General features: G+C 63.5%; 15 protein-coding genes, 1 tRNA gene and 1 riboswitch. Of the genes, 9 read left to right on the top strand and 7 right to left on the bottom strand.

What is annotated here, in order from left to right; translation table 11 throughout:
* Positions 1–84: 84 nt before the first annotated feature.
* Positions 85–2,367 (bottom strand): prolyl oligopeptidase family serine peptidase, encoded by a 2,283-nt coding sequence (locus tag JMY29_RS03745; protein WP_189076119.1) that lies wholly within the window; start codon positions 2,365–2,367, stop codon positions 85–87.
* A gap of 60 nt (positions 2,368–2,427) precedes the next feature.
* Here JMY29_RS03745 and JMY29_RS03750 point away from each other — a divergent pair, with 60 nt between their 5' ends.
* Both JMY29_RS03750 and cycA read left to right on the top strand, forming a co-directional pair.
* Positions 2,428–4,365, top strand: coding sequence for an FAD/NAD(P)-binding protein (locus JMY29_RS03750; protein WP_055973244.1), 1,938 nt, complete (start codon positions 2,428–2,430; stop codon positions 4,363–4,365).
* A gap of 75 nt (positions 4,366–4,440) precedes the next feature.
* Positions 4,441–4,539, top strand: a riboswitch (glycine riboswitch).
* Between the two features lie 146 nt (positions 4,540–4,685).
* Positions 4,686–6,146, top strand: a complete 1,461-nt coding sequence (cycA, locus tag JMY29_RS03755; RefSeq protein ID WP_055973246.1) for a D-serine/D-alanine/glycine transporter — start codon at positions 4,686–4,688, stop codon at positions 6,144–6,146.
* 78 nt (positions 6,147–6,224) lie between these two features.
* Here the strand turns inward: cycA and JMY29_RS03760 are convergent, their stop codons facing one another.
* From JMY29_RS03760 to JMY29_RS03775, 4 genes are all read right to left on the bottom strand, one after another.
* Positions 6,225–10,757, bottom strand: coding sequence for an ExeM/NucH family extracellular endonuclease (locus JMY29_RS03760; RefSeq protein WP_039239739.1), 4,533 nt, complete (start codon positions 10,755–10,757; stop codon positions 6,225–6,227).
* A gap of 183 nt (positions 10,758–10,940) precedes the next feature.
* Entirely contained in the window at positions 10,941–11,432 is a 492-nt protein-coding gene (locus JMY29_RS03765; RefSeq protein WP_018777932.1) for a septum formation family protein, read from the bottom strand.
* Between the two features lie 178 nt (positions 11,433–11,610).
* Positions 11,611–12,396 carry a VOC family protein gene (locus JMY29_RS03770; RefSeq protein WP_018777931.1) on the bottom strand — a complete coding sequence of 262 codons (786 nt, stop codon included), beginning with the start codon at positions 12,394–12,396 and terminating at the stop codon, positions 11,611–11,613.
* 190 nt (positions 12,397–12,586) lie between these two features.
* A tRNA-Ser gene (locus JMY29_RS03775) sits at positions 12,587–12,677 on the bottom strand.
* Positions 12,678–12,778: 101 nt separating this feature from the next.
* Between JMY29_RS03775 and JMY29_RS03780 the strand changes: the two genes are divergently transcribed.
* From JMY29_RS03780 to JMY29_RS03810, 7 genes are all read left to right on the top strand, one after another.
* The gene (locus JMY29_RS03780; RefSeq protein WP_055973249.1) at positions 12,779–13,762 is read left to right on the top strand and encodes an NAD(P)H-quinone oxidoreductase; all 984 of its coding nucleotides are present in this window, start codon (positions 12,779–12,781) and stop codon (positions 13,760–13,762) included.
* A gap of 30 nt (positions 13,763–13,792) precedes the next feature.
* A complete protein-coding gene (locus JMY29_RS03785) occupies positions 13,793–14,350 on the top strand; it encodes a PadR family transcriptional regulator (protein ID WP_189076118.1) in 558 nt (185 codons plus the stop codon).
* Positions 14,351–14,508: 158 nt separating this feature from the next.
* Positions 14,509–16,779, top strand: a complete 2,271-nt coding sequence (locus tag JMY29_RS03790) for a carbon starvation CstA family protein (RefSeq protein WP_189076117.1) — start codon at positions 14,509–14,511, stop codon at positions 16,777–16,779.
* Complete coding sequence (locus JMY29_RS03795; protein WP_018777927.1) at positions 16,779–16,970, top strand: YbdD/YjiX family protein; 192 nt, start codon at positions 16,779–16,781, stop codon at positions 16,968–16,970. Before JMY29_RS03790 ends, JMY29_RS03795 begins: the two co-directional genes overlap by 1 nt.
* Before the next feature lie 79 nt (positions 16,971–17,049).
* A complete protein-coding gene (locus JMY29_RS03800) occupies positions 17,050–17,703 on the top strand; it encodes a bacterial proteasome activator family protein (RefSeq protein WP_039239748.1) in 654 nt (217 codons plus the stop codon).
* A gap of 8 nt (positions 17,704–17,711) precedes the next feature.
* Positions 17,712–18,152 (top strand): hypothetical protein, encoded by a 441-nt coding sequence (locus JMY29_RS03805; RefSeq protein ID WP_018777925.1) that lies wholly within the window; start codon positions 17,712–17,714, stop codon positions 18,150–18,152.
* 157 nt (positions 18,153–18,309) lie between these two features.
* Positions 18,310–19,149, top strand: coding sequence for an aldo/keto reductase (locus JMY29_RS03810; RefSeq protein ID WP_055973260.1), 840 nt, complete (start codon positions 18,310–18,312; stop codon positions 19,147–19,149).
* 56 nt (positions 19,150–19,205) lie between these two features.
* Here the strand turns inward: JMY29_RS03810 and JMY29_RS03815 are convergent, their stop codons facing one another.
* Both JMY29_RS03815 and JMY29_RS03820 read right to left on the bottom strand, forming a co-directional pair.
* Entirely contained in the window at positions 19,206–19,523 is a 318-nt protein-coding gene (locus JMY29_RS03815; protein WP_018777923.1) for a putative quinol monooxygenase, read from the bottom strand.
* Between the two features lie 69 nt (positions 19,524–19,592).
* Complete coding sequence (locus tag JMY29_RS03820; RefSeq protein WP_189076116.1) at positions 19,593–20,765, bottom strand: levoglucosan dehydrogenase; 1,173 nt, start codon at positions 20,763–20,765, stop codon at positions 19,593–19,595.
* Between the last annotated feature and the right edge of the window lie 22 nt (positions 20,766–20,787).

The following is a 20,787-nucleotide window of genomic DNA, read 5'->3' on the forward strand; positions in this document are numbered from 1 at the left end:
CAAAGCCGGGTGTCCGTTTCGATGTCCCGCTGCTATTCGTGCCGTGCGCGTGGCCTTGTGCGCAGGGAACCATCGAAACAGGCGTCAGTTGCTTCCGGCCAGGGAAACCCACAGAAAGTGGTTGCTCCGTGCCTGCAGTGCTGCAGCCTGCCGGTTGTCCGAGGCTCCCGCGTGCCCACCTTCGAGGGCTTCGTGGAACCAGACGTTCGGAATCCCCATGGCCTGCATCCGTGCCGCCATCTTCCGGGCCTGCACCGGCCCCACCCGGTCGTCAGAGGTTGCTGTCCAGATTAAGGTTTCGGGGTACTCCACGCCGTCCCGAAGCAGGTGGTACGGCGAGAAAGTCCGGATGAAATCCCATTGTTCCGGCACATCCGGGTCACCGTACTCGGCAATCCAGGAGTAGCCCGCCGAGAGCTTGGTGTACCGGCGCATGTCCAGGAGGGGCACGCCACAGGAGACAGCGCCAAACAGTTCCGGGTACTGGGTCAGCATGTTGCCCACCAGCAGGCCACCATTGGAGCCGCCCACGCAGCCCAAGCGACGACGACTGGTCACGCCACGCGAGATCAGGTCCTTGGCTACTGCGGCGAAGTCCTCGTAGGCACGGTGACGGTTCTCCTGGAGTGCTGCACGGTGCCACGAGGGGCCATACTCCCCGCCGCCGCGGATGTTGGCAACCACGTACACGCCGCCGCGTGAGTGGGCGGCAGCCCCGTCGTCGGACGCTATGCCCGCAGTACGGCGCTCCAGCCAGGCGCGCCCGATCGTCCCGCTGTACGCCGGGGTACGGGAAACTTCGAACCCGCCGTAGCCGGAGAGCTGGGTGGGGTTCTCCCCGTCCAGTACCAGGTCCTTGGAGGCCACTTGGAAGTACGGAACCTTGGTGCCATCCAAGGAAACCGCGAAGTGCTGCTGGACCTCGTAGGCGGCTTCGTTGAAGAACGACGGCGACCGCTTCACTTCGGTGTGCCGGCTCACCACGCCACCGCTCACCACGCCGCCGTCAGCCACGTCACCGTCGGCCGTGTCCTGCGCTGCTGCAGGCGAAAGCGTCCCCCGGGTCAAAGTGGTGGGTGTCGTGAAGCCTGTGGCCACCAACCAGAAGTCGTTCCCGGCTCCGGAGTCGGAGACGTCCTCATCATCCACGGCGTAGGCATTGACGTCGTGCAGGGGAGGGCAGGCGTCCAGGACGGTGGAGGCCCACGAGCCCGAGGCGTCAACAGCCGACGGATCCAGGACCCTGATCTCGGAGGAGACGTCCCGGAGGAGGTTCAGCAGCAGGTAATCCTTGGTCCAGCTCCAGGACTGCAATGACGTGTGGGCATCAGGGGTGAACAGGACCAGCAGCTCGGCCGGGCCAGCCAGGTAGCTTTCGAAATCTGCGGCCAGCAGGGAGCCGGCCGGGTACGTGACCCCCGCTGCTTCCCAGTCGCCCTGGGGGCGGAAAAGCAGCCAATCGCGGTGGACGCTGATGTTGACATCGGTGGGCACGTCAATGGCCACCCACGAGTCGTCGCGCAGCAGCCACGTACTGCGGTTGTAGAAGTCGATGTAGTCAACGGCGAAGGTCCGCTCGAAACCGGGCGTGGAATCGTGCGCCACCATGGCCAGCATGTGGTTCTCCGGAATTTCGAACAGGCGCTCAGCGTCCGCGAGCGACTGCCCGCGGCGAAGCTTGACGCCGGTCCGTGCATAGGAGGACGACGTGGCGGGCAAGCCTTCAGCTGTGCTGGACACGAGAAGGGTGTCGGCATCCAACCAGCTGATGTTGCCTTTGGCTGTGGGAATGTCGAAGCCACCTGCTGCCGGGTCCACGAAGGTTCGCGTTTCGACGTCGAACTCGCGGTGGCGGTCGGCGTCGCCCCCGTCGGGGGAGAGCGAAACCATGGCAAAGCGGTACTCTGCGCCGTCCGAAGGACGGAGGAAACCGGCGCCGTGGAACACCCACTCAACACCTTCAGCAGCGGCAAGGGCATCGACGTCGAGCAGTACATCCCACTCGGGATCCTCGGTGAGGTAGCTCTCCCAGGTGGTGCGGCGCCAAAGGCCCTTGGGGTGCTCCTGGTCCTTCCAGAAGTTGTAGTAGAAATCGCCGCGTTTGTTGACCATGGCGATCCGGTCCGTGGAGTCCAGGACTTCCAGGATGCCGGACTCGACCGCCGCGTAATCGGCGTCTTCGAGCAGCTCTTCGGTGCGGGCGTTCTGTTCCCTGACCCAGGCCAACTGCTCTTCGCCGTGGATGTCCTCAAGCCAGGCGTTTTCATCCGTGGGCTCAGGTGCGGACTCCGCCGCGTGGCGCGGTCCGGAGGCCGGCGCGGTGTCATTCCCGGAAAGTGGCGACGGATCAGCTTCTGTGGTGGTCATCGCCCCATCCAAGCAACACACTTCGACGGTAAGCAAGTCACGCAGAAGTTAGGCTGGAGCGTGGCTAAATCCCAAATCAACCGTGTTGCCCTTGTGGGGGCGGGCCCTCGGGGCACCAGTGTCCTCGAACGGTTGCTCGCGAATTGGGCTGCGAAGAGAGCTGGAGGCGCCACCCTGCAGATCCATGTGGTGGATCCGTACCCCGCCGGCTCCGGACACGTGTGGCAGCCGGAACAGTCGCGCCTCTACCTGATGAACACCCAGTCGTTCTATCCCACCCTCATCCCCGAGGATTCCGGATTGGCGGCACCGTTGGCGGGTGGTTCCTTCGACCAGTGGCGCGAGGCCCGGCGTCGCGACGGTGCCGGGCTGAACGACGCCGAAAAGGCAGAGCTGGCCACGCTCGAGTCCCACGATTTCCCCAGCCGTGCGCTGTACGGGCGGTACCTGCGCCAAACCCTGGCCGGGTTGCTGGAGCGGAAGCCCGAGGGCGTGGAAGTCACCTTCCATGAAACGCTCGCCGTTGCGGCGCGGCCCGTGGACGGGATGTTCGACGTCGAACTGGTCGACGGCGGCACGCTCACCGTCGATTCGGTGGTGCTGGCTCTGGGTCACATCGAATCACGGCTGAATCCGGAGCAGAAATCATTCAAGCGCGCAGCTGACGAGTTGGGCCTGCTGTACTTCCCGCCGGCACCGCCCGCCGACGTTGACTGGCAGGTTGTGCCGGACAATGAGCCGGTTCTTGTCCGCGGCATGGGCTTGAACTTCTTTGATGTGATGGGTCAGCTGACCGAAGGCCGCGGCGGCAAGTTCCTTGAAGCCGGAGCGCCCGGTGCCGGGGTGTTGGAGTACCGGGCCTCGGGCCGGGAGCCCAGGATCATCGCCGCGTCACGCAGGGGAACGCCGTACCGGGCCAAAGCCGGTTTGGAGGGCTATTACCCGCGCAGCATCACCATGCGCTACCTGACCGAGGACGCAGTGGACCGGTTCCGGGCCGCAGGCATCCAGCCCGGCTTCGACCATGACCTGTGGCCCTTGCTGCACCGGGACGCGCTGTGGGCCTATTATTCGACGCTGGCCCGGTCCCAGCCGGCCGCGATCAAGGACCCGGCGCAGTTCCTGGCCGACCTCGAAGACGCGCTCCAACCGCATGCCCACACCACGGCAAACTGGGAAAGCGACGTGGAGGTCCTGGTTGAAAAGCATGTGGTGGCATCACGGCGTTTGAACCTGCGCGGGCTCGCGGCGCCGTTGGCGGGCCGGACGTTCGCGTCACGGCGTGACCTGGATGCTGCGATCACCGCGTACCTGGACGACGACGCGCGGCGTTCGGCGCTGGGCGAATCGGACCCCGTGAAGATGGCCATCGGCGCGCTCCACACCGGCCGTGCCATCCTCAAGACCGTTGTAGCCGACGGCGGCATCACCGACGAGTCCTGGCTGGCAGGGCTGCGCGGCTGGTTCGAGTCGTTTGTCGAAGGGTTGGCCAGCGGACCTCCTGCGCTGCGTTCGGAGCAGCTGGCCGCCTTGGCGCGTGCCGGCGTCGTGAGTTTTGTGGGACCGGACCCCAAGTTCAGCGTCGATCGTGGCGCAAAAGTGTTCCGGGCGGCGTCACCCTGGGTCCACGAGGGGCCCGCTGAAGCACGCACCCTGATCGAAGCGATGTCACCCGCCAACAGGGTGGGCATCAACATTTCTCCGCTGCTCGAGCAGCTCATGGCCGACGGCCTGGTGCGGACCAAGATCATGATGAGTGTGGAGGGGACGCCCATGCAAACCACCGGCCTGGACGTTGAGCCGCACCCTTACCGTCCCCTTGCCGCCAACGGATCCATCACGGAAAACATGTACGTTCTGGGCTTGCAGTTGTCCGCGTCGCAGTGGGGCAATGCCATTGCCGCCGAAGCCCGTCCCCGCTCCGGGCGGGCCTATGCCAGCGGCCAGCGGACCTTGCGGGACGCTGACGAGATCGCCCGCAGCATCCTGGGCCTCTAGCCGTCACAGGCTTGCGTTGCCTGCCAGCCTTCGTTACTGTGTGAGCTGCATCACCCGCAAGGGTGTGCGCGCTTTTGATCTGCGGCGGGAGAGTCCTGCCGGTACATCCCGTCAGGCGCCGTAGGAGCAAACCCTCCCCAGGAATCTCTCAGGCCCATGTACCGCCGCGGCGAGGCAACTCTGGAAAGCAGTCCGGCCATACCGGACTCACCGAAGGTGCAAGCAGGCCCATGCCCGCGGAAACTCTCAGGTCCACGTACAGAGCGGGGAGGAACCCGAATCAATGCGGCACCTTGTGCCGCCTGAACGACGGAGTTCCTTTGACGATTCATCCTTCCGCGAGTGCCGGTTCACCCCATCTCGAACGCCAGCTCAGCAACCGCCACATCCAGCTCATAGCCATCGGTGGAGCGATTGGCACCGGCCTTTTCATGGGCTCGGGAAAGACCATTTCCGCAGCCGGCCCATCCGTCATTTTTGTGTACATGATCATCGGCTTCATGCTGTTCTTCGTCATGCGTGCCATGGGCGAACTGCTCCTCAGCAACCTGAACTACAAGTCCTTCAGCGATTTCGCCGCTGACCTCCTGGGCCCTTGGGCCGGGTTCTTCACCGGCTGGACCTACTGGTTCTGCTGGGTCATTACCGGGATCGCCGACGTGATCGCCATCGCCGGCTACTCCAAGGAATTGTGGCCTTCCCTGCCCTTGTGGGTTCCGGGACTCATCACCATCGGCATTCTCCTGCTCCTGAACCTGGCCACCGTGAAGGCCTTCGGTGAGACGGAGTTCTGGTTCGCGCTCATCAAGATCGTGGCCATCGCTGCGCTCATCATTGTTGGCCTGTTCATGATCTTCAGCGGCTTCGAGTCCGACGCCGGTCCGGCCGGTTTCTCCAACCTGTGGAGCCATGGCGGCTTCTTCCCGAACGAGTTCATGGGCTTCGTGGCCGGTTTCCAGATCGCCGTGTTCGCGTTCGTGGGCATCGAACTGGTGGGCACCACCGCTGCCGAAGCCAAGGACCCGGAGAAGAACCTCCCCAAGGCCATCAACTCGATCCCCATCCGGGTTCTGCTGTTCTACGTCGGTGCCCTCATCATCCTCATGTCCGTCACACCGTGGACGCAGTTCGCCGCCGGCCACAGCCCGTTTATCGCGATGTTTTCCCTGGCAGGCCTCGGCGCAGCGGCCACCATCGTCAACCTCGTGGTGCTGACATCGGCCATGTCCTCTGCCAACTCCGGCATCTATTCCACGTCCCGCATGGTGTTTGGTCTCGCCCAGGAGGGCGACGCGCCCAAGGTGTTTGGCGCCCTCTCCGGACGCAAAGTACCCCGCAACGCCCTGTTCCTGTCCTGCGTCCTGCTGCTGTCCGGCGTCGTGCTCATGTACGCCGGCCAGGACGTTGGCAAGGCCTTCGACATGGTGACCACAGTGTCCGCGGTGTGCTTCGTGTTCGTTTGGTCGATCATCCTGGCCAGCTACCTTGCCTTCAGGAAGCGCCGGCCACACCTGCACGAGTCGTCAGCGTTCAAGATGCCCGGTGGCGTGGTGATGGTTTGGGTGGTGTTCGCGTTCTTCGCTTTCGTGCTGTGGGCCCTTACCACCCAGCCGGACACCCTGATTGCCTTGCTCGCCACCCCCGTGTGGTTTGTGATTCTGGGGGTCGCGTGGATCATCCTTCGGCGCCGGCCCGCGCATCTGGCACGCTACGCGGAGTTCCAGGCTGAATTGCAGCGGGATGCTGAGAGGACGGCCGAGCCGGAGCCGGCCACCAAGTAGGCTTCCCGAACGCAAAAGCAGGGCCCTTCACGCTGGCTGCGTGGAGGGCCCTGCTTATGTTGCTTTTGCCGGGAGTGGTCAGCCCCTCAAGCACTTCTGGTAGTCCAACCAGGCGAAGGCATACCGCAGCCAGCCCGCGATGTCGTACCACTTGGACGGCTTGGTGGGTGGGGTGCACTGGGGCGGTTGCGGTCCGCTGTCCGCCACAGTGATCAGAGCCTTCACCACCGTTCCACTTTCGACGGCGGTCAGCACCAGGGTGCCGGTACCTGCAGCTGCCGCCGCGGGAACCTTGAGGTTCACCGTTGCCGCGCCTGCCGTCACCGGCACGGAACCGAGCGCCACAGCGGCGCCCTTGCTGTCCACGAAGACGGCGTTCAGCGAGGCGTTGGCCGGGCTGCCGATCGACGTCAGGTTCAGCTTGGAAACAGCCAGGGTGATGGGCTCACCGGCCTTCACCTGGGCCGCCGTCGAGTTGGCGACGGCAACCGAACGGCGCCCGAAGTCCGGGGACACCGGGTTGTGTTCGCGCAGGTACTTGATCCACGCATCACGGTCCACCAGGCCGGTGTCCTTGGTGTTGCTGCCCTCCTTGAAGACCCGGAAGTTGTCACCGCCGGTTGCCAGGAAGCTGAAGGTGCCGATCCTGTACAGCTTGGCGGGGTCGATCACGGCGCCGTTTACCCAGATGCCGGTGATGCGGTCACCTGCAGGGCGGGCGGCGTCATAGGTGTAGTTGACGTTCTTGGACAGACCCAGCTGCTGGTACGGGCGGCTGGGAACAGTGCCGTCCGGGTTGGTCTGCCACTGCTGTTCAAGAAGTGTCTTGAACTGCGTGCCGGTCAGGGACGTAGTCCAGAGGTTGTTCACGAACGGCAACACCGCGTTGGCCTCGGCGTAGGTGATGGTGCCGTCCGGTGCGTAATAGAGCTCGTTGCGCAGGCCGCCGGGATTTACGACGCCGATCTCCGCCGAGCCCAGTTCAGGCGCCTTGAGCGTGTCCACCAGTGAGTCCGCCACCAGGTTTCCCAGCGTGGACTCGCTCGCGCGGTCGTCACGCTTGGGAGCCCCGCCGGCGGGGTCCGGGGTGAAAGCGGTGGTGATATCAGCGGTCACTGCACCCACCGGCTGGTTGCCGATCTCGGCAGCCTGGGCAAGGGCCTTGTCCACGATGGTCTTCACTGCCGCCACCCGCGGGTAGCTGGCCACGAGGCTCTCGGCGGTATCGGTCGTCCGGTCCACCACAGCGGCCTTGTAGGCGGTGACGGACTTGCTTGCGGTGTCTACCGTAAGCGTCACGCTGCCCACGTTTTCGCCGTAGTTGCCGGTCTGCACGATCGGCCGGGTCTTGCCTGTGGGCTGGCCGTTGGCGTCCAGGACCGGTGCGTCCCAGGCATACTCCTTGTGCGTGTGGCCGGTGAAGATGGCAGCGACGTCAGGAGTGGTTTCGTTGACCAGTTTGGCGAACGGTCCGCCTGCTGCGACTTCCTGTTCCAAAGTGGCGCCTTCGGGCGTGCCGGAAGCGGCGCCGTCGTGGTTCTCCACAATGATCAGGTCTGCCAGGTTCTCAGCCTTGATTTTTGCCGCCACGCGGTTGATGGCTTCCACGGGGTCCCCGAACTCAAGATCGGCAATTCCGGCCGGAGTTACCAAGGAGGGAACTTCCTGGGTGACGGTGCCGATCACGGCCACGCGCATCCCGTTCATGTCCAGTACCTTGTACTCCGGGAGGACCGGGGTGGTGGTGCCCTTCTGGTAGACGTTCGCACCCAAGTAGGCGAACTTCGCGTTGGTCCCTCCGGCGATGACTCGCTCGCGCAAGTCCTGCCAACCGCCGTCGAACTCGTGGTTGCCCACAGCGGAAGCCTGCAGCTCCAGCGCGTTGAGGACGTCGATCGTGGGCTGGTCCTTCGCCACTGACGACGCGAACAAGGAAGCGCCGATGTTGTCACCAGCGGAGATGAACGCCGTTGCGCCCGGTGCTGCAGCGGCACGGAGTTTCTCCACGGTTCCTGCGAAGAGCACGGTGTTGGTGTCGATGCGGCCGTGGAAGTCGTTGATGCCCAGGAACTGCAGGTCAACGGTGGCCGGTGCGTCGGGAGTCAGGTTCAGTCCAACCACCACGGGGTCATGGTCGCTGGCCCGGAATTCGTCCGCGGCGTAGTAGTTGGTCACGTTGTTGTTATACCTGCTGTATTCCAGCGCGACGGACTCTACGGAGTTGATGTTCCAGATGTCGGTCCCGGTGACTTTTTCCGCAGCCGCCGGGGAAGCAAGGATGTGGTCGAGCGAACCCACCATGCCACCGAACAGGTAGGAGTGTTTGCCGGTGCCGGCCTCAAGGTCGGTGTAGCCGGCGCCCGTCAGGACGTTGATGGGATCTTCCTTGGCGTAGGCGTTGAAGTCACCGATGAGGAAGACCTTGTCCGTGCCCTTGGAAGCCTGCAGGTCCTTGGAGAATGCGAGCAACGATTCGGCCTGCTTGGTGCGGGCGATATTGGAGGCACCCTGGCCCTTGTCGGTATCGTCCGGGGTGGCCGCGGAACCCTTGGACTTGAAGTGGTTCACGATTGCTATGAACTTCTTGTCGTCGGCAGCGCCCACCGGCTTGAACACCTGTGCCAGCGGTTTGCGGGCGCTTGCGAAGGCCACGGTGTCGTTGTGGATGATGGACTCGCCCACGGGCTCGGCAGCGGCCTTCTTGTAGATGAACGCGGTGCGGATCATGTCCTCATCGCTCAGCGGGGGAGCGTTGGCCGGAGTCCGCACGTAGTCCCAAACACCCGGAGTCTTGACGTTGAGCGCGTCAACCAGCTTGGACAGGGCATCGTCGCGGTTCTTGCCGAACTGTGCCGAGTTCTCGATCTCTTCAAGGGATATGACGTCCGCGCCGGACTTGGTGATGGCTGCTACGATCTTGGCCTGCTGGCGCTCGAAGTTCTCCGCGTTGGCGGCTCCGCGGGCGTTGCAGCCTTCCTTGACCGTAATCGGGTTGCCCTCGCGGTCGGTGTAGAAGACGCAGCCGCTCAGCTGGTCCCCGGTGGTGGGGAAGTAATTGAGCACGTTGAAGGACGCCAGTTTAAGGTTTCCACCAACGTTGGCCGGACCGTCGGGCCGGGTGGAGGTGAACGACGCAGGCTGGACTGAGTCCGCGTTGGCCGGGGTCAGCGCGGCCAGCGGCTGGAATTTCCAGGAGTTGTTGCCGTAGCCCAGGATCACGTCGGTGCGGAACTGTGCCGGCGATCCGACCCGCACGGGATCAGAGGTGCTCAGGTACGGCAGTTGTTGTGCCTTGGTGGTGGCGTCCTTGAGGAAGTTCGTGGACGCGCCGTCGTCGAGCTTGATGGCCCGCAGGGCGTTGTCGGCAACCACAGCGGCGTACTCCGGCGAACCGTAAGTGGCCACTGCCGTCGGCTGCACCAGTGGTGATGTGCCGGCCGCCAAGCCGACCTCGCCGTACTGGTTGAGGGAGTAGTTGTCCGTGACGGTGAACTCGCCCTGCGGAGCGACGAGCATGCCCTCCAGGCTCTCACGGGCGGCTTCATTGGCCGGCAGGGAGAACGGGGTGGACTTGACCTCGGGCGCTGCCTCACTGAGCTTCTTCAAGCCTGCGGCTTCGACCGTGATCTGGGTCTGGTTGGCGAATTCGCTCACGGCTCCGGTGAGTTCCAGGTAGTCACCCGGCTGTACCGTTGCCGCCGTCGTAGGCGAGTAGACGAACAAAGCGTCCGACGCCGTCCTGGCCGCCCCGCCGGCGTCGCCGCCGGTTCCGGGGGTCTGGACGTAGTAGCCGTTGAATCCGCCGGTTGCGTAGACGGCCGTGACCTTGCCGCGCGTCGTGACGGTGCTGCCTACGAACGGGCTTGCCGTGCCGGTGCCTTGGATCTCTGCGATGGTCTTGACGCCGGGCTGCGGACCGGGGTCCGTGGGCGGGGTTCCGCCGTTGGAACCTGTCGGGGTGATGGTGGTGCTGAGGCTGAAATCGGCGGCGTTGGAGTCGGTGTCCGCACCGTTGGTTCGATTCAGGCTCTTGACGTCTGCGTTGCCGGCAGGTGCGCTGGCTGCGGCGGTCTCGAAGGTGTTGGAGGTGCCGTAGCCAAGGAGGTCGGCAATGGCGGGGTTTCCGGTGACCGAGCCGGCAGGGAGCGGTGAGACCGCGTTGGCTTGCTTGGCCAGGACCAGGGTTCCCGTGGTGCCACTGGGATTCAGAGTGCCGGTTGCCTGCACATCGGGCGTGGGGAGGTTCGGGGCCGTGGAACTGCCGTTGTTCGTGGCTCCCTGAACCAGGTAGTAGCCCTTGGCCGGGATGCTGCCCGTCAAGGGAGTGATGCCGGTAGGTGCCGTAGTGGCGGTGGCTGATCTGTACTGCAGGGACCATCCGGCCAGGCTGACGGGAGTGTCCGAGGAGTTGTAGAGCTCCACGAACTTGTTCTTGAAGGCGGCGCCCGTACTGCCGCCGCTGAGGTACGCCTCATTGATTACCACAGGCGAAGTGCCGGTGGGTGCTGCCGGATCGTCCGCCGCGAAGGCGGGTGCCGCCGTCAGCGGGGCTGCAAGCAACCCGACTGACAGGACCGTTCCCGCAGCTGATTTCCAATATTGATGTTGCATCCGCTCTAACTTTCATTAGGGAGCCCTGTGGGGCCCTGTGGACGACGCCCGCTGTCTTGTGAAGTGGGCGATATGCCCGGAAGTTACTCCGGGGTAAAGCTGCCTCGGGCATAGCTGAACACGAACGGATGAATGGGAGGTGGCGCATCGGTGGCCGGAAGGTTCTCCCGGCCACCGAGGCTCCTACTTGGCCGCGCCCTTGAGGGTTCCGGTGGTTGCGGCTCCAGCAGCAGCGCCGATCAGGCAGACGATCTCACGATCGCCGGTCTTCCAGGAATCGCTGGTGGGGTGGAGGAAAGTGACATCCAGGGCGGACTCTTCGAAGGGTACGCCTACGAAAGTTGCGAACTGGGCACCGCAGAACTCCTCTGCCTTGGTGCCCACTTCGGTGTCACCGGGGAACGCGGACGTGTCCATTTTGGTGACGGCGTAGGCCTCGAGGTCGTGGCTCTGGTCGCACGGAATGATGGTGACGTCCACGACTTCCTGGGTATCAGGGTTGGCGATGCAGTCGCCCAGTTTCACTTTGAAGGCGTCTGCTTTGGACGATTCCGTTGCTTTGCCGGATTCATCCCGCTTGGCGTCCCCGCTGCTGATGAGCGAACATCCCGCCAGTGCCAGCGATGCCATGGTCAGCACGGCAGCAGCCCTGAGGGTCTTTGAAAGGTGGAGCATTCTGGTCCTCATTCCAGAAGGAGCACAGGATTCCTGATCGGAAAGGCCCTGTGGTCAACGATGAGGGACCCAACAAGGTATTCCCACGCCGGTCGATCCCCCAAGGCCGACGATGAGAGGCTCCGGCCGGACTGCCCCTGGGTAGGAGGCAGACCGGCCGGACCCGAATTTTCATAGTCTAGGCCGTCTGGCCCTGCTCCTGGATCACCTTGAAGACTGCACCCGTGGGATCGGACAACGTTGCCAGGCGGCCGAAGGGCGTCTCTTCGGCGGGTTCCATGACGGTGGCGCCCAAGGCCGCAGCCTGCTCAACGGTGGCATCGGTGTCCGCCACCGCGAAGTACACGCTCCACATGGAAGGGACCTGCGGGGGGAGGAAGCCGGAGGCATCCATGATGCCGGCCTGTGCGTTGTCTCCCGAGCCGAGGGTGGTGTACCGGAACTCAGGGGTGTCGCTCATGACGTCCGTTTCCCAGCCGAACACCTTCTGGTAAAAGGCGACCGCGGAGTCGTAGTCCTTGGAGAGGAGCTCATGCCAAGCTGGAGCGCCGGCCTCGGCTGCGATCTCATAGCCCTTCATCTCCCCGAATTGCCAAGCACCGATCGAGGCACCCGAAGAGTCACCGTACATGGCCATGCTGCCTTGCTCGGGAACCTCCATCGGTTCCAGGTACACCTGGCCGCCGTTGGCAGCTGCGGCTTCCGTGGTTGCTTTGATGTCATCGGTGCGCAGGTAAGTGGACCACACATCCGGCATGGCTCCCATGTCCTCCTGCTTCTGCATGATCCCTGCAACCATCCGGCCGTCCTTGGACGCTGTGATGTAGCCGCCGTACTTCTCCTGGTCGCCGGTCTCGAACGTCCAACCGAAGAGGGTGCCGTAGAAAGACTTCGCCTGTTCGGTATCGGAGGTCATCAGGTCGATCCAGCAAGGTGCTCCCGGAGCGATGTCAGGGGTTGGCATAGGTGAGGCTCCTGTTGTTGTTCCGCGATGAAAACCGCGTCTGATGTCGGTTGTTTGGAGACAGTCAGAACACTATGCCGGGGGTCTGACACTTTCAATGATCTGCCGGAAGACGGTTCCCGGAGCGGGGTGGCGAGCAGGTAGCGGAAGCAACAAAAATGCCCCGGGTTGAAGAACCCGGGGCATTCGTTGGCGGAAGGTAAGGGATTTGAACCCTTGGTACGGGGTTACCGCACACTGGTTTTCAAGACCAGCTCCTTAGGCCGCTCGGACAACCTTCCTCGCCTAGTAGTGTTTCATAGGGAGTTGGCTGTTCCAAAACATCACGTCCACCAGTCCCCGTCCCGGGGCCGGCGGACAAGCAAGAAACCGGGAGTTCGTCATGAAAGCCGTCTTTATCCCAGAGCCGGGCGGGCCCGAAGTCCTCGAGGTCCGCGAGGTCCCCTCCCCGGTGCCGGGCGATGGCGAGGTACTGATCGACGTCGTTGCTGCGGGCCTGAATCGTGCGGACGTCCAGCAGCGCCGCGGCTTCTATCCACCGCCGCCCGGGGCATCGGAAATCCCCGGACTCGAGGTTTCCGGTCGGATCTCCGCCTTCGGCCCCGGCGTTACCAAGGCCTTCTCCCTGGGGGACAAGGTAGTGGCGCTGCTTTCCGGCGGCGGCTACGCCCAACAGGTGGCGGTTCCTGCCGAACAGGTACTCCGCGTTCCTGAAGGCGTGGACCTGATCACCGCAGCTGCCCTGCCCGAGGTTGCCGCGACCGTGTACTCGAACCTCATCATGACGGCCCAGCTGCAACCCGGCGAGACGGTGCTCATCCACGGCGCCACCGGCGGAATCGGCACCATGGCCATCCAGCTCGCGAAAGCCTACGGTGCCACAGTTGCTGCAACGGCGGGGTCGGATGAAAAAGTCGGCACGGCCAAGGCGTTCCTCGGGGCCGACATCGCCATCAACTACACCGAAGAAGACTTCGTTGAAAGCCTCAAGGCACAAAACGGCGGCAAAGGCGCGGACGTTATCCTCGACGTTGTGGGTGCCAAGTACCTCCAGCAGAACGTCGACGCGCTCGCTGAGTACGGCAGGCTCATCATCATCGGGCTGCAGGGCGGCGCCAAGGCGGAGATCAACCTGGGCCAGCTCCTCAGCAAGCGTGCAGCCGTGATCGGCACAGCCCTCCGGCCCCGTTCGGTTGCCGAAAAAGGCATCATCATGACGGCGGTGCGCGAGTCCGTGTGGCCCATGGTCACCGACGGTCGCATCACGCCGCTCGTCGCCAAGACTTTTCCGCTGGACCAGGTCCGCGAAGCGCATGAGTACTTCGACTCGGGGGAGCACGTGGGCAAGGTCCTCTTGCTCCTCTGACATTCCAGCCAACCCGCAGCAAGGAGCTCCATGTCCATCCGGCACAGCCTTCTGGCCCTGCTCCAGGACCAGCCCAGGTATGGCTATGAGTTGCGTGTCGAATTCGAGGACCGGACCGGCGCCGCCTGGCCGCTGAACATCGGCCAGGTTTACACCACCCTGGACCGGCTTGAGCGCGACGGCCTGGTCAGCAAGGACGGCGACGACGGCGGCGGGCACGTCATCTACAGCATCACTGACGCTGGGGTCGAGGAAGTCGCGGCGTGGTTTTCCGGGGCTGTCGACCGGGGAAATCCGCCGCGGAACGAGATCGCCATCAAACTGGCGCTCGCCGTGACCATGCCCGGGGTGGATGCCGCTGCGGTGATCCAGTCCCAGCGTGAAGTTTCCGTCAAGGCGCTGCAGGAGCACACCCAGGCGCGCAAAGCGGTCTCGGCCAACCAGCGCTCAGCAGACACGGCGTTCCTGCTGGTGCTCGATTCCCTGGTGTTCCAGGCAGAGGCCGAAGTCCGGTGGCTGGACCTGTGCGAAGCCCGCATGGTGCAGAGCCTGGGCAAGGGCGGGCCAAGCACCGCTGGTGCCAGCTAACTGCATATCGGGCCCACCGTTTGCCGCAGGCAGGCTACCGCTCAGCGCAGCCAACGGATCCGGCGGTGGGTACGGCCACTTCCCGGGGAACCTTATTGCTAACTTGCCCGTGACGCACGTCCGAGCCAAGGCAGCGCAGCAGTTCTCAAGGAGGAGATATGGGCAAGAATCCTGACCAGACCGGACTCATGGAAGGACTTGATCCTACGCTGCCTGCACCCGCGGTGGACCATTCCGCCCGGGACGCCGAGGAACGCAAATGGACTCCGGCGAAAATCGGTCTTTGGGTGGCGATTTCGCTGCTCGGTGCAGTGGCGTGGTTCATGCTCGCCCTGGTTCGCGGCGAGACGGTGAATGCCATCTGGTTTGTCTTCGCCGCAGTCTGTACCTACCTCATCGGCTACCGCTTCTATTCGAAGGTCATTGAACGCTACCTGCTGAAGCCGGATGACCGCAGGGCTACGCCCGCCGAGTATAAGGCCGACGGCAAGGACTACGTCCGCACGGACCGGAACGTCCTGTTCGGGCACCACTTCGCGGCGATCGCCGGTGCAGGCCCCTTGGTGGGCCCGGTCATCGCGGCGCAGATGGGTTACCTTCCAGGCACCATCTGGATCATCATTGGCGTCGTGTTTGCCGGTGCCGTGCAGGACTATCTGGTGATGTTCTTCTCGATGCGTCGAGGCGGCCGGTCCCTGGGCCAGATGGCCCGTGAGGAACTGGGAGTCATTGGCGGTACAGCGGCCTTGATCGCAACGTTGCTGATCATGATCATCATCGTGGCCATCCTTGCGCTGGTAGTGGTCAATGCCCTGGGTGAGAGCCCGTGGGGCGTCTTCTCCGTTGGAATGACCATCCCGATTGCGCTGTTCATGGGCGTGTACCTTCGGTTCATCCGGCCCGGCAAGGTGATGGAGGTTTCCATCATTGGTTTCGTGCTGCTCATGGCGGCCATCATCGGCGGCGGTGCTGTGGCTGGTACCGAGTGGGGTGCGGCATTCTTCCACCTGGACAAGGTGACCATCGCCTGGGGCCTGATCATCTACGGATTCATTGCCGCGATCCTGCCCGTGTGGCTGCTGCTCGCGCCGCGCGACTACCTTTCCACGTTCATGAAAATCGGCGTGATCGTGATGCTGGCCCTCGCCATCATCGTTGTGCGGCCGGAAATCACCGTCCCTGCCTTCAGCGAGTTCGCGGGCCGCGAGAACGGCCCGGTGTTCTCCGGCGCGCTGTTCCCGTTCCTGTTCGTCACGATTGCCTGTGGTGCCTTGTCCGGTTTCCACGCCCTCATTTCCTCGGGGACCACCCCCAAGTTGATCGAGAAGGAACGCCAGACCCGTTTCATCGGGTACGGCGGCATGCTGATGGAGTCGTTCGTGGCCATCATGGCGCTCGTGGCTGCAATCTCGATTGACCGCGGCATCTACTTCGCCATGAACGCGCCCCTGGCACTGACCGGCGGCACGGTGGAGTCAGCCGCCACCTGGGTGAACAGCCTGGGCCTGGCCAACGTGAACATCACCCCGGACGTGCTGGCCCAGACGGCCAAGGACGTGGGCGAGGAAAGCATCATCTCCCGCTCCGGCGGTGCCCCGACGCTGGCAGTTGGCTTGGCGCACATCATGCAGCAGTTCATCGGCGGGCCCGCCATGATGGCGTTCTGGTACCACTTCGCCATCATGTTCGAGGCGCTCTTCATCCTTACCGCCGTGGACGCCGGAACCCGCGTTGCCCGGTTCATGCTGCAGGATTCCATCGGCAACTTTGTTCCCAAGTTCAAGGGAGCTTCATGGCGCCCCGGTGCCTGGCTCTGCACGGCCATCATGGTGGGTGCCTGGGGCGCTGTGCTGTTGATGGGTGTGACGGATCCGCTGGGCGGCATCAATACGCTGTTCCCGCTGTTCGGCATCGCCAACCAACTGCTGGCAGCCATCGCCCTGGCGGTGTGCTTGGCCATCGTGGCCAAGCGGGGCACGTTCAAGTGGCTGTGGATCGTGGCCGTCCCGCTGGCTTTCGCGGCTGTCGTCACCATCACTGCCAGCTTCCACAAGATCTTCTCCCCGGTACCGGCCGTAGGCTATTTCGCCAACAACCAGGCGTTCTCCAAGGCACTTGCCGATGGCAAGACGGAGTTCGGCACGGCCAAGAGCGTCGCGGCCATGGAAGCTGTCGTCCGGAATACGGCCATTCAGGGATGGTTGTCGGTGATCTTTGTGGTCTTGAGCATCATCGTGATCCTCACGGCCCTGATCGCCACCGTCAAGGCCATCCGGGCCGGTGGGGGACAGGATCATGAAGATCCTGCCGTGCCGTCCAAGGTGTTTGCTCCTGCAGGGCTCCTTCCCACCCCGGCTGAGAAAGCGCTGCTCGCCGAATGGAACGCGTTGCCTGCTGACAAGCGCACCCACAAGGCGGGGCATCACTGATGAACGCGGTCACCAGGGGCTTTCGTGGCTTTGCCGCATACATGGGTTCGCTTATGGGCGCTGACGCGTACACGAAATACCTTGAGCACTTCACCGCCTCCGGCCACGCCGGTCCCGCCATGACCGAACGCGAGTTTTGGCGGGACCGGATGGACCGGCAGGACAGCAATCCCCAAGGCCGCTGCTGCTGAGCTGTAGTTTCGCTACGAACGAAGTCCAAAATCCGGCTGTGGCCGGAGGTTCACGGGAAGCACATGAGAGTATGAACGAATGAGCGATCTGAACGACATTCAGCCCACGGATGAGGCTTCGGACGACACTCCCGTGGAAGGAACCACGCTGGACGGGGATGCGGCTGCGCCCAATGGCGGGCAATCCCCGCAGGGCGAGGCAGCGAACGACGTCAAGCCCAAGCCCAGCAACCTTCAGGAACTGGTGGACGAGCCTGCCAAGGTGATGCGGATCGGCACGATGATCCGTCAGCTTCTGGAAGAAGTCAAGAGCGCCCCGCTTGATGATGCAGCGCGCGGTCGCCTCGCCGAGATCCACGAGCGGTCCATCAAGGAGCTCGAAGATGGGTTGGCACCTGAGCTCATTGACGAGTTGGAACGCATCAGCCTCCCGTTTCCCGAGGACAAGGCCCCCTCGGACGCTGAGCTTCGCATCGCACAGGCCCAGCTGGTGGGCTGGTTGGAAGGGCTGTTCCATGGCATCCAGGCAGCCATTGCCGCCCAGCAGGCAGCGAAAGAACACGCTGCCGCGCAAATGCAGCTGCGGCAGCTGCCCCCGGGTACGGTCATCGCGCCGGGCATCATCATTGGTGAAAACGGGCAACCGCAGCGGGCTGCTGCGCCCGGGGCTTCGGGTGCTGCTTCCAATGGACGCCCGGAAGATCCCGACCACGGCCCGGGCCAGTACCTCTGAGTTCGCGGGTGGGTTTCTTTGGGGCCGTCCGGCAGGGACGGAAGGACGATCTTGAGCTCGGCAAGGGCCTGTGGCGCCGCGCCCACGACCGCTTCCATCGCGGGCTGGACCGTTATCACCAGGTCCTTGAAGGCGTGGACGACGAGCAGCTCTACAACGAGCTTGTGGAGATCGCCAATGAACTGGCGGAGTTGTCCCCACGGGTGCGGAGCATCTGCGTAGAGGCGCAAAAGCGCTCGCCCAGCGATGGGCTGGACGTGCCAGGAGCGCTCGCGGGCGTGCACCGGGCGCTGTCCAAAGCCGGCAACTCGCTCGCCACCACGGCTGAGGCTGCGGCGATGTTGCGTCTGGCTGTAGGTCCTGTACCGGTCGGTGCATTATCCGTGCGGCGCCGTGCTGAGTCCGTCTTCGAGCAGGTGGCCGACGCGGAGCGCCAACTCAATCCCTGATCCGGAAACTAAGTAATCAGGAGTAATCCGGAAATAAGGCAGGCGTTGACAACTACACGCGTGCGCCCCTATTCCCTGCATGCAAGAAGTTAAGCGGATAGCTGATCTTCGTCATAATCGGCCCATGACCCAGGCGGTAGCTGGCAGGATGACAACCATGACTTCGTCACCAGAACTTACTTTTAACGACGGCAACACCATCCCCCAGCTCGGCTACGGGGTATGGCAGGTTGAAGACGATGTAGCCGAAAAGGTTGTACGCCAGGCTTTCGACGCCGGGTTCCGCCACATCGATACCGCAAAGATCTACGGCAACGAGGCCGGCGTTGGCCGTGCCATCGCCTCTTCGGGCCTCTCCGCCGAAGAAATTTTCATCACCACCAAGCTGTGGAACGCGGACCAGGGCTACGAATCCACCCTGGAGGCCTTCGAGAAGTCACTCGACCGCCTTGGCCTGGAAACCCTGGACCTCTACCTCATCCACTGGCAGCAGCCCAAGCAGGAGAAGTACGTCGATACGTGGAAGGCCCTCATCGAGCTCAAGAAGCGCGGACGGGTGAAGTCCATTGGTGTCTCCAACTTCACCAAGGAAGGCCTGCAGCACATCATCGATGAAACCGGCGTCGTTCCGGCCATCAACCAGGTTGAACTGCACCCCTTCTTCAACCAGGCCGAATTGCGCGAATTCAACGCCTCCAAGGGCATCCTCACGCAGGCATGGTCCCCGCTGGGCCAGGGTGGCGAGCTCCTGGAGAGCGCCACGATTGCTGAGATCGCAGCCAAGCATGGTGCCACGCCGGCGCAGGTTGTCATCGCATGGCACCTGGCCATCGGCAACGTCGTGATCCCCAAGTCGGTCACGGAGTCCCGCATCCAGGAGAACTTCGCAGCCCTGGACGTCACGCTGGACGCTACCGACGTCGAGGCCATCAACAGTCTGGACCGCGGCGCTGAAGGCCGTATCGGCCCGGACCCGGCAGTCTCCGACTTCGCCTAGGCCCCGCGCCTTACTCAGGTGCCCCGCTCCCTTCCGGGGGCGGGGCACCTGGCGTTTCACCTGATGGGCGCGAGGGTGGTCACTGAGAAGGGCACTTCCAGCAATGTCTTTACCGCTTCCACAAAGTCCTTCACATGCTGTTGCCGGTTGTGGGCTTCGAGATCCTCGGCACTTGCCCAGCCTTCAAACATGACGAAGGTGCCGGGCTGCTGCCCATCGGCGAAAACGGTGTACTCCAGGCAGCCCTGGTCCTTGCGGCTGTTCGTCTGCAGTGAGCTGAGGACTCCTTGCAGCTCGCTTTCGCGTCCTGCTTTGGCGATAAATACCGGCATGAGCCACACTTCTGCGGGCTCTTTGTGGGTTGGGCTGGTCATTCTTGTTTCCTTGATGATGGGCCGGAGGGGCCGGGAGGGACGGAACTTCGCCGTCCCTCCCGAAAGGGATCAAGCGGTGATTTGTGGAACCTCAACCCAGGACTCTTTGGCCGCGGATTCGACGATCGCGTCATCGATGAGGGCGACTTGGTAGCCGTCGGCGAAGTTGGGGCTAACGCTTCCGCCTTCGGCGATGGCTTTGAAGAAGTCATGGGCCTCGATGATCTTGGTCTCTCCGTAGCCAATGCCCAGGGCCGGAATGGGCCACAGCCCCTCACCGTAGGGGTGGGCCGGGCCTGTGTAGATGGTCCGGAACCCGCGACGGTCTGCTTGGTCTGAAGCGAAGCAAACCTGGAGCTCGTCGCGTCGCTCGTAGTTGAAGACGATGCTGCCTTCGGTTCCATGGATTTCGAAGGTGATGTAGTTGTTCCTGCCGTGCGCGTTGCGTGTGGCTTCGACCGATCCAACCGCTCCATTTGCGAAACGGATCATGGTCATCACTTCGTCGTCGACGTCAACCGGGCCCTTCGGGCCCTCTCCGCCGCGCACGGTGCCGAGGGCATCGGCCCCGCCGGATTGGAGTGGCCGCTCGGGGATCCACGTCGACAGGACTGCGTTGACGGCGCTGAACTCTCCCACGAGGTACCGCGCCATGTCTATGACGTGGGTCGCGATATCGCCAAGCGCGCCGGAACCTGCGATGGACTTCTGGAACCGCCATGACAGCGGCGAGTTCGGGTCGGCGCTCCAGTCCTGGAGATAGGTTCCGCGGAAGCTGAGGATCTGGCCAATGGCACCTTCTTCGATGTACTTCTTTGCCAGTGCAACGGCTGGAGTACGCCGGTAGTTGAAGGCGACCATGTGGACGATGTCCTTGTCCTTGACGGCGTCATACATGGCCTTGGACTCTTCTCCGGTGCGTGCGAGGGGCTTCTCGCAAATGATGTGCTTGCCCGCCTCGGCGGCGGCGATGGCGATTTCGGCGTGAAGGTGGTTCGGCGTCGCGATGTCGACGACGTGAATGTCGGGATCGTCGATGATGGACCGCCAGTCCGAGGTCGAGTTCTCGAAACCGAAGCGCCTGGCGGCTTCTGCGGCCAGCTCGGGGTTCGCCTCGGCGATGACTTTGCGGACCGGCAATGCCGGGGCAGGCCAGAAGAACATGGGCATGGCGGCATAGGCCAAGGAGTGGGCCTTGCCCATGAAGCCTCCACCAATGAGGCCAACGTTGAGGTTTTGCATGTGGATCAGGTCCTTCCGTAAG

It is taken from the genome of Paenarthrobacter nicotinovorans, assembly GCF_021919345.1.
GTDB lineage: Bacteria > Actinomycetota > Actinomycetes > Actinomycetales > Micrococcaceae > Arthrobacter > Arthrobacter nicotinovorans.

What these genes read in the sequence shown, in the direction of transcription:
- JMY29_RS03745 (WP_189076119.1), bottom strand. Translation starts at nt 2,367, where the DNA reads ATGACCACCACAGAAGCTGATCCGTCGCCACTTTCCGGGAATGACACC.
- JMY29_RS03760 (WP_039239739.1), bottom strand. Translation starts at nt 10,757, where the DNA reads ATGCAACATCAATATTGGAAATCAGCTGCGGGAACGGTCCTGTCAGTC.
- JMY29_RS03765 (WP_018777932.1), bottom strand. Translation starts at nt 11,432, where the DNA reads ATGCTCCACCTTTCAAAGACCCTCAGGGCTGCTGCCGTGCTGACCATG.
- JMY29_RS03770 (WP_018777931.1), bottom strand. Translation starts at nt 12,396, where the DNA reads ATGCCAACCCCTGACATCGCTCCGGGAGCACCTTGCTGGATCGACCTG.
- JMY29_RS03780 (WP_055973249.1), top strand. Translation starts at nt 12,779, where the DNA reads ATGAAAGCCGTCTTTATCCCAGAGCCGGGCGGGCCCGAAGTCCTCGAG.
- JMY29_RS03785 (WP_189076118.1), top strand. Translation starts at nt 13,793, where the DNA reads ATGTCCATCCGGCACAGCCTTCTGGCCCTGCTCCAGGACCAGCCCAGG.
- JMY29_RS03790 (WP_189076117.1), top strand. Translation starts at nt 14,509, where the DNA reads ATGGGCAAGAATCCTGACCAGACCGGACTCATGGAAGGACTTGATCCT.
- JMY29_RS03795 (WP_018777927.1), top strand. Translation starts at nt 16,779, where the DNA reads ATGAACGCGGTCACCAGGGGCTTTCGTGGCTTTGCCGCATACATGGGT.
- JMY29_RS03800 (WP_039239748.1), top strand. Translation starts at nt 17,050, where the DNA reads ATGAGCGATCTGAACGACATTCAGCCCACGGATGAGGCTTCGGACGAC.
- JMY29_RS03810 (WP_055973260.1), top strand. Translation starts at nt 18,310, where the DNA reads ATGACTTCGTCACCAGAACTTACTTTTAACGACGGCAACACCATCCCC.
- JMY29_RS03815 (WP_018777923.1), bottom strand. Translation starts at nt 19,523, where the DNA reads ATGACCAGCCCAACCCACAAAGAGCCCGCAGAAGTGTGGCTCATGCCG.
- JMY29_RS03820 (WP_189076116.1), bottom strand. Translation starts at nt 20,765, where the DNA reads ATGCAAAACCTCAACGTTGGCCTCATTGGTGGAGGCTTCATGGGCAAG.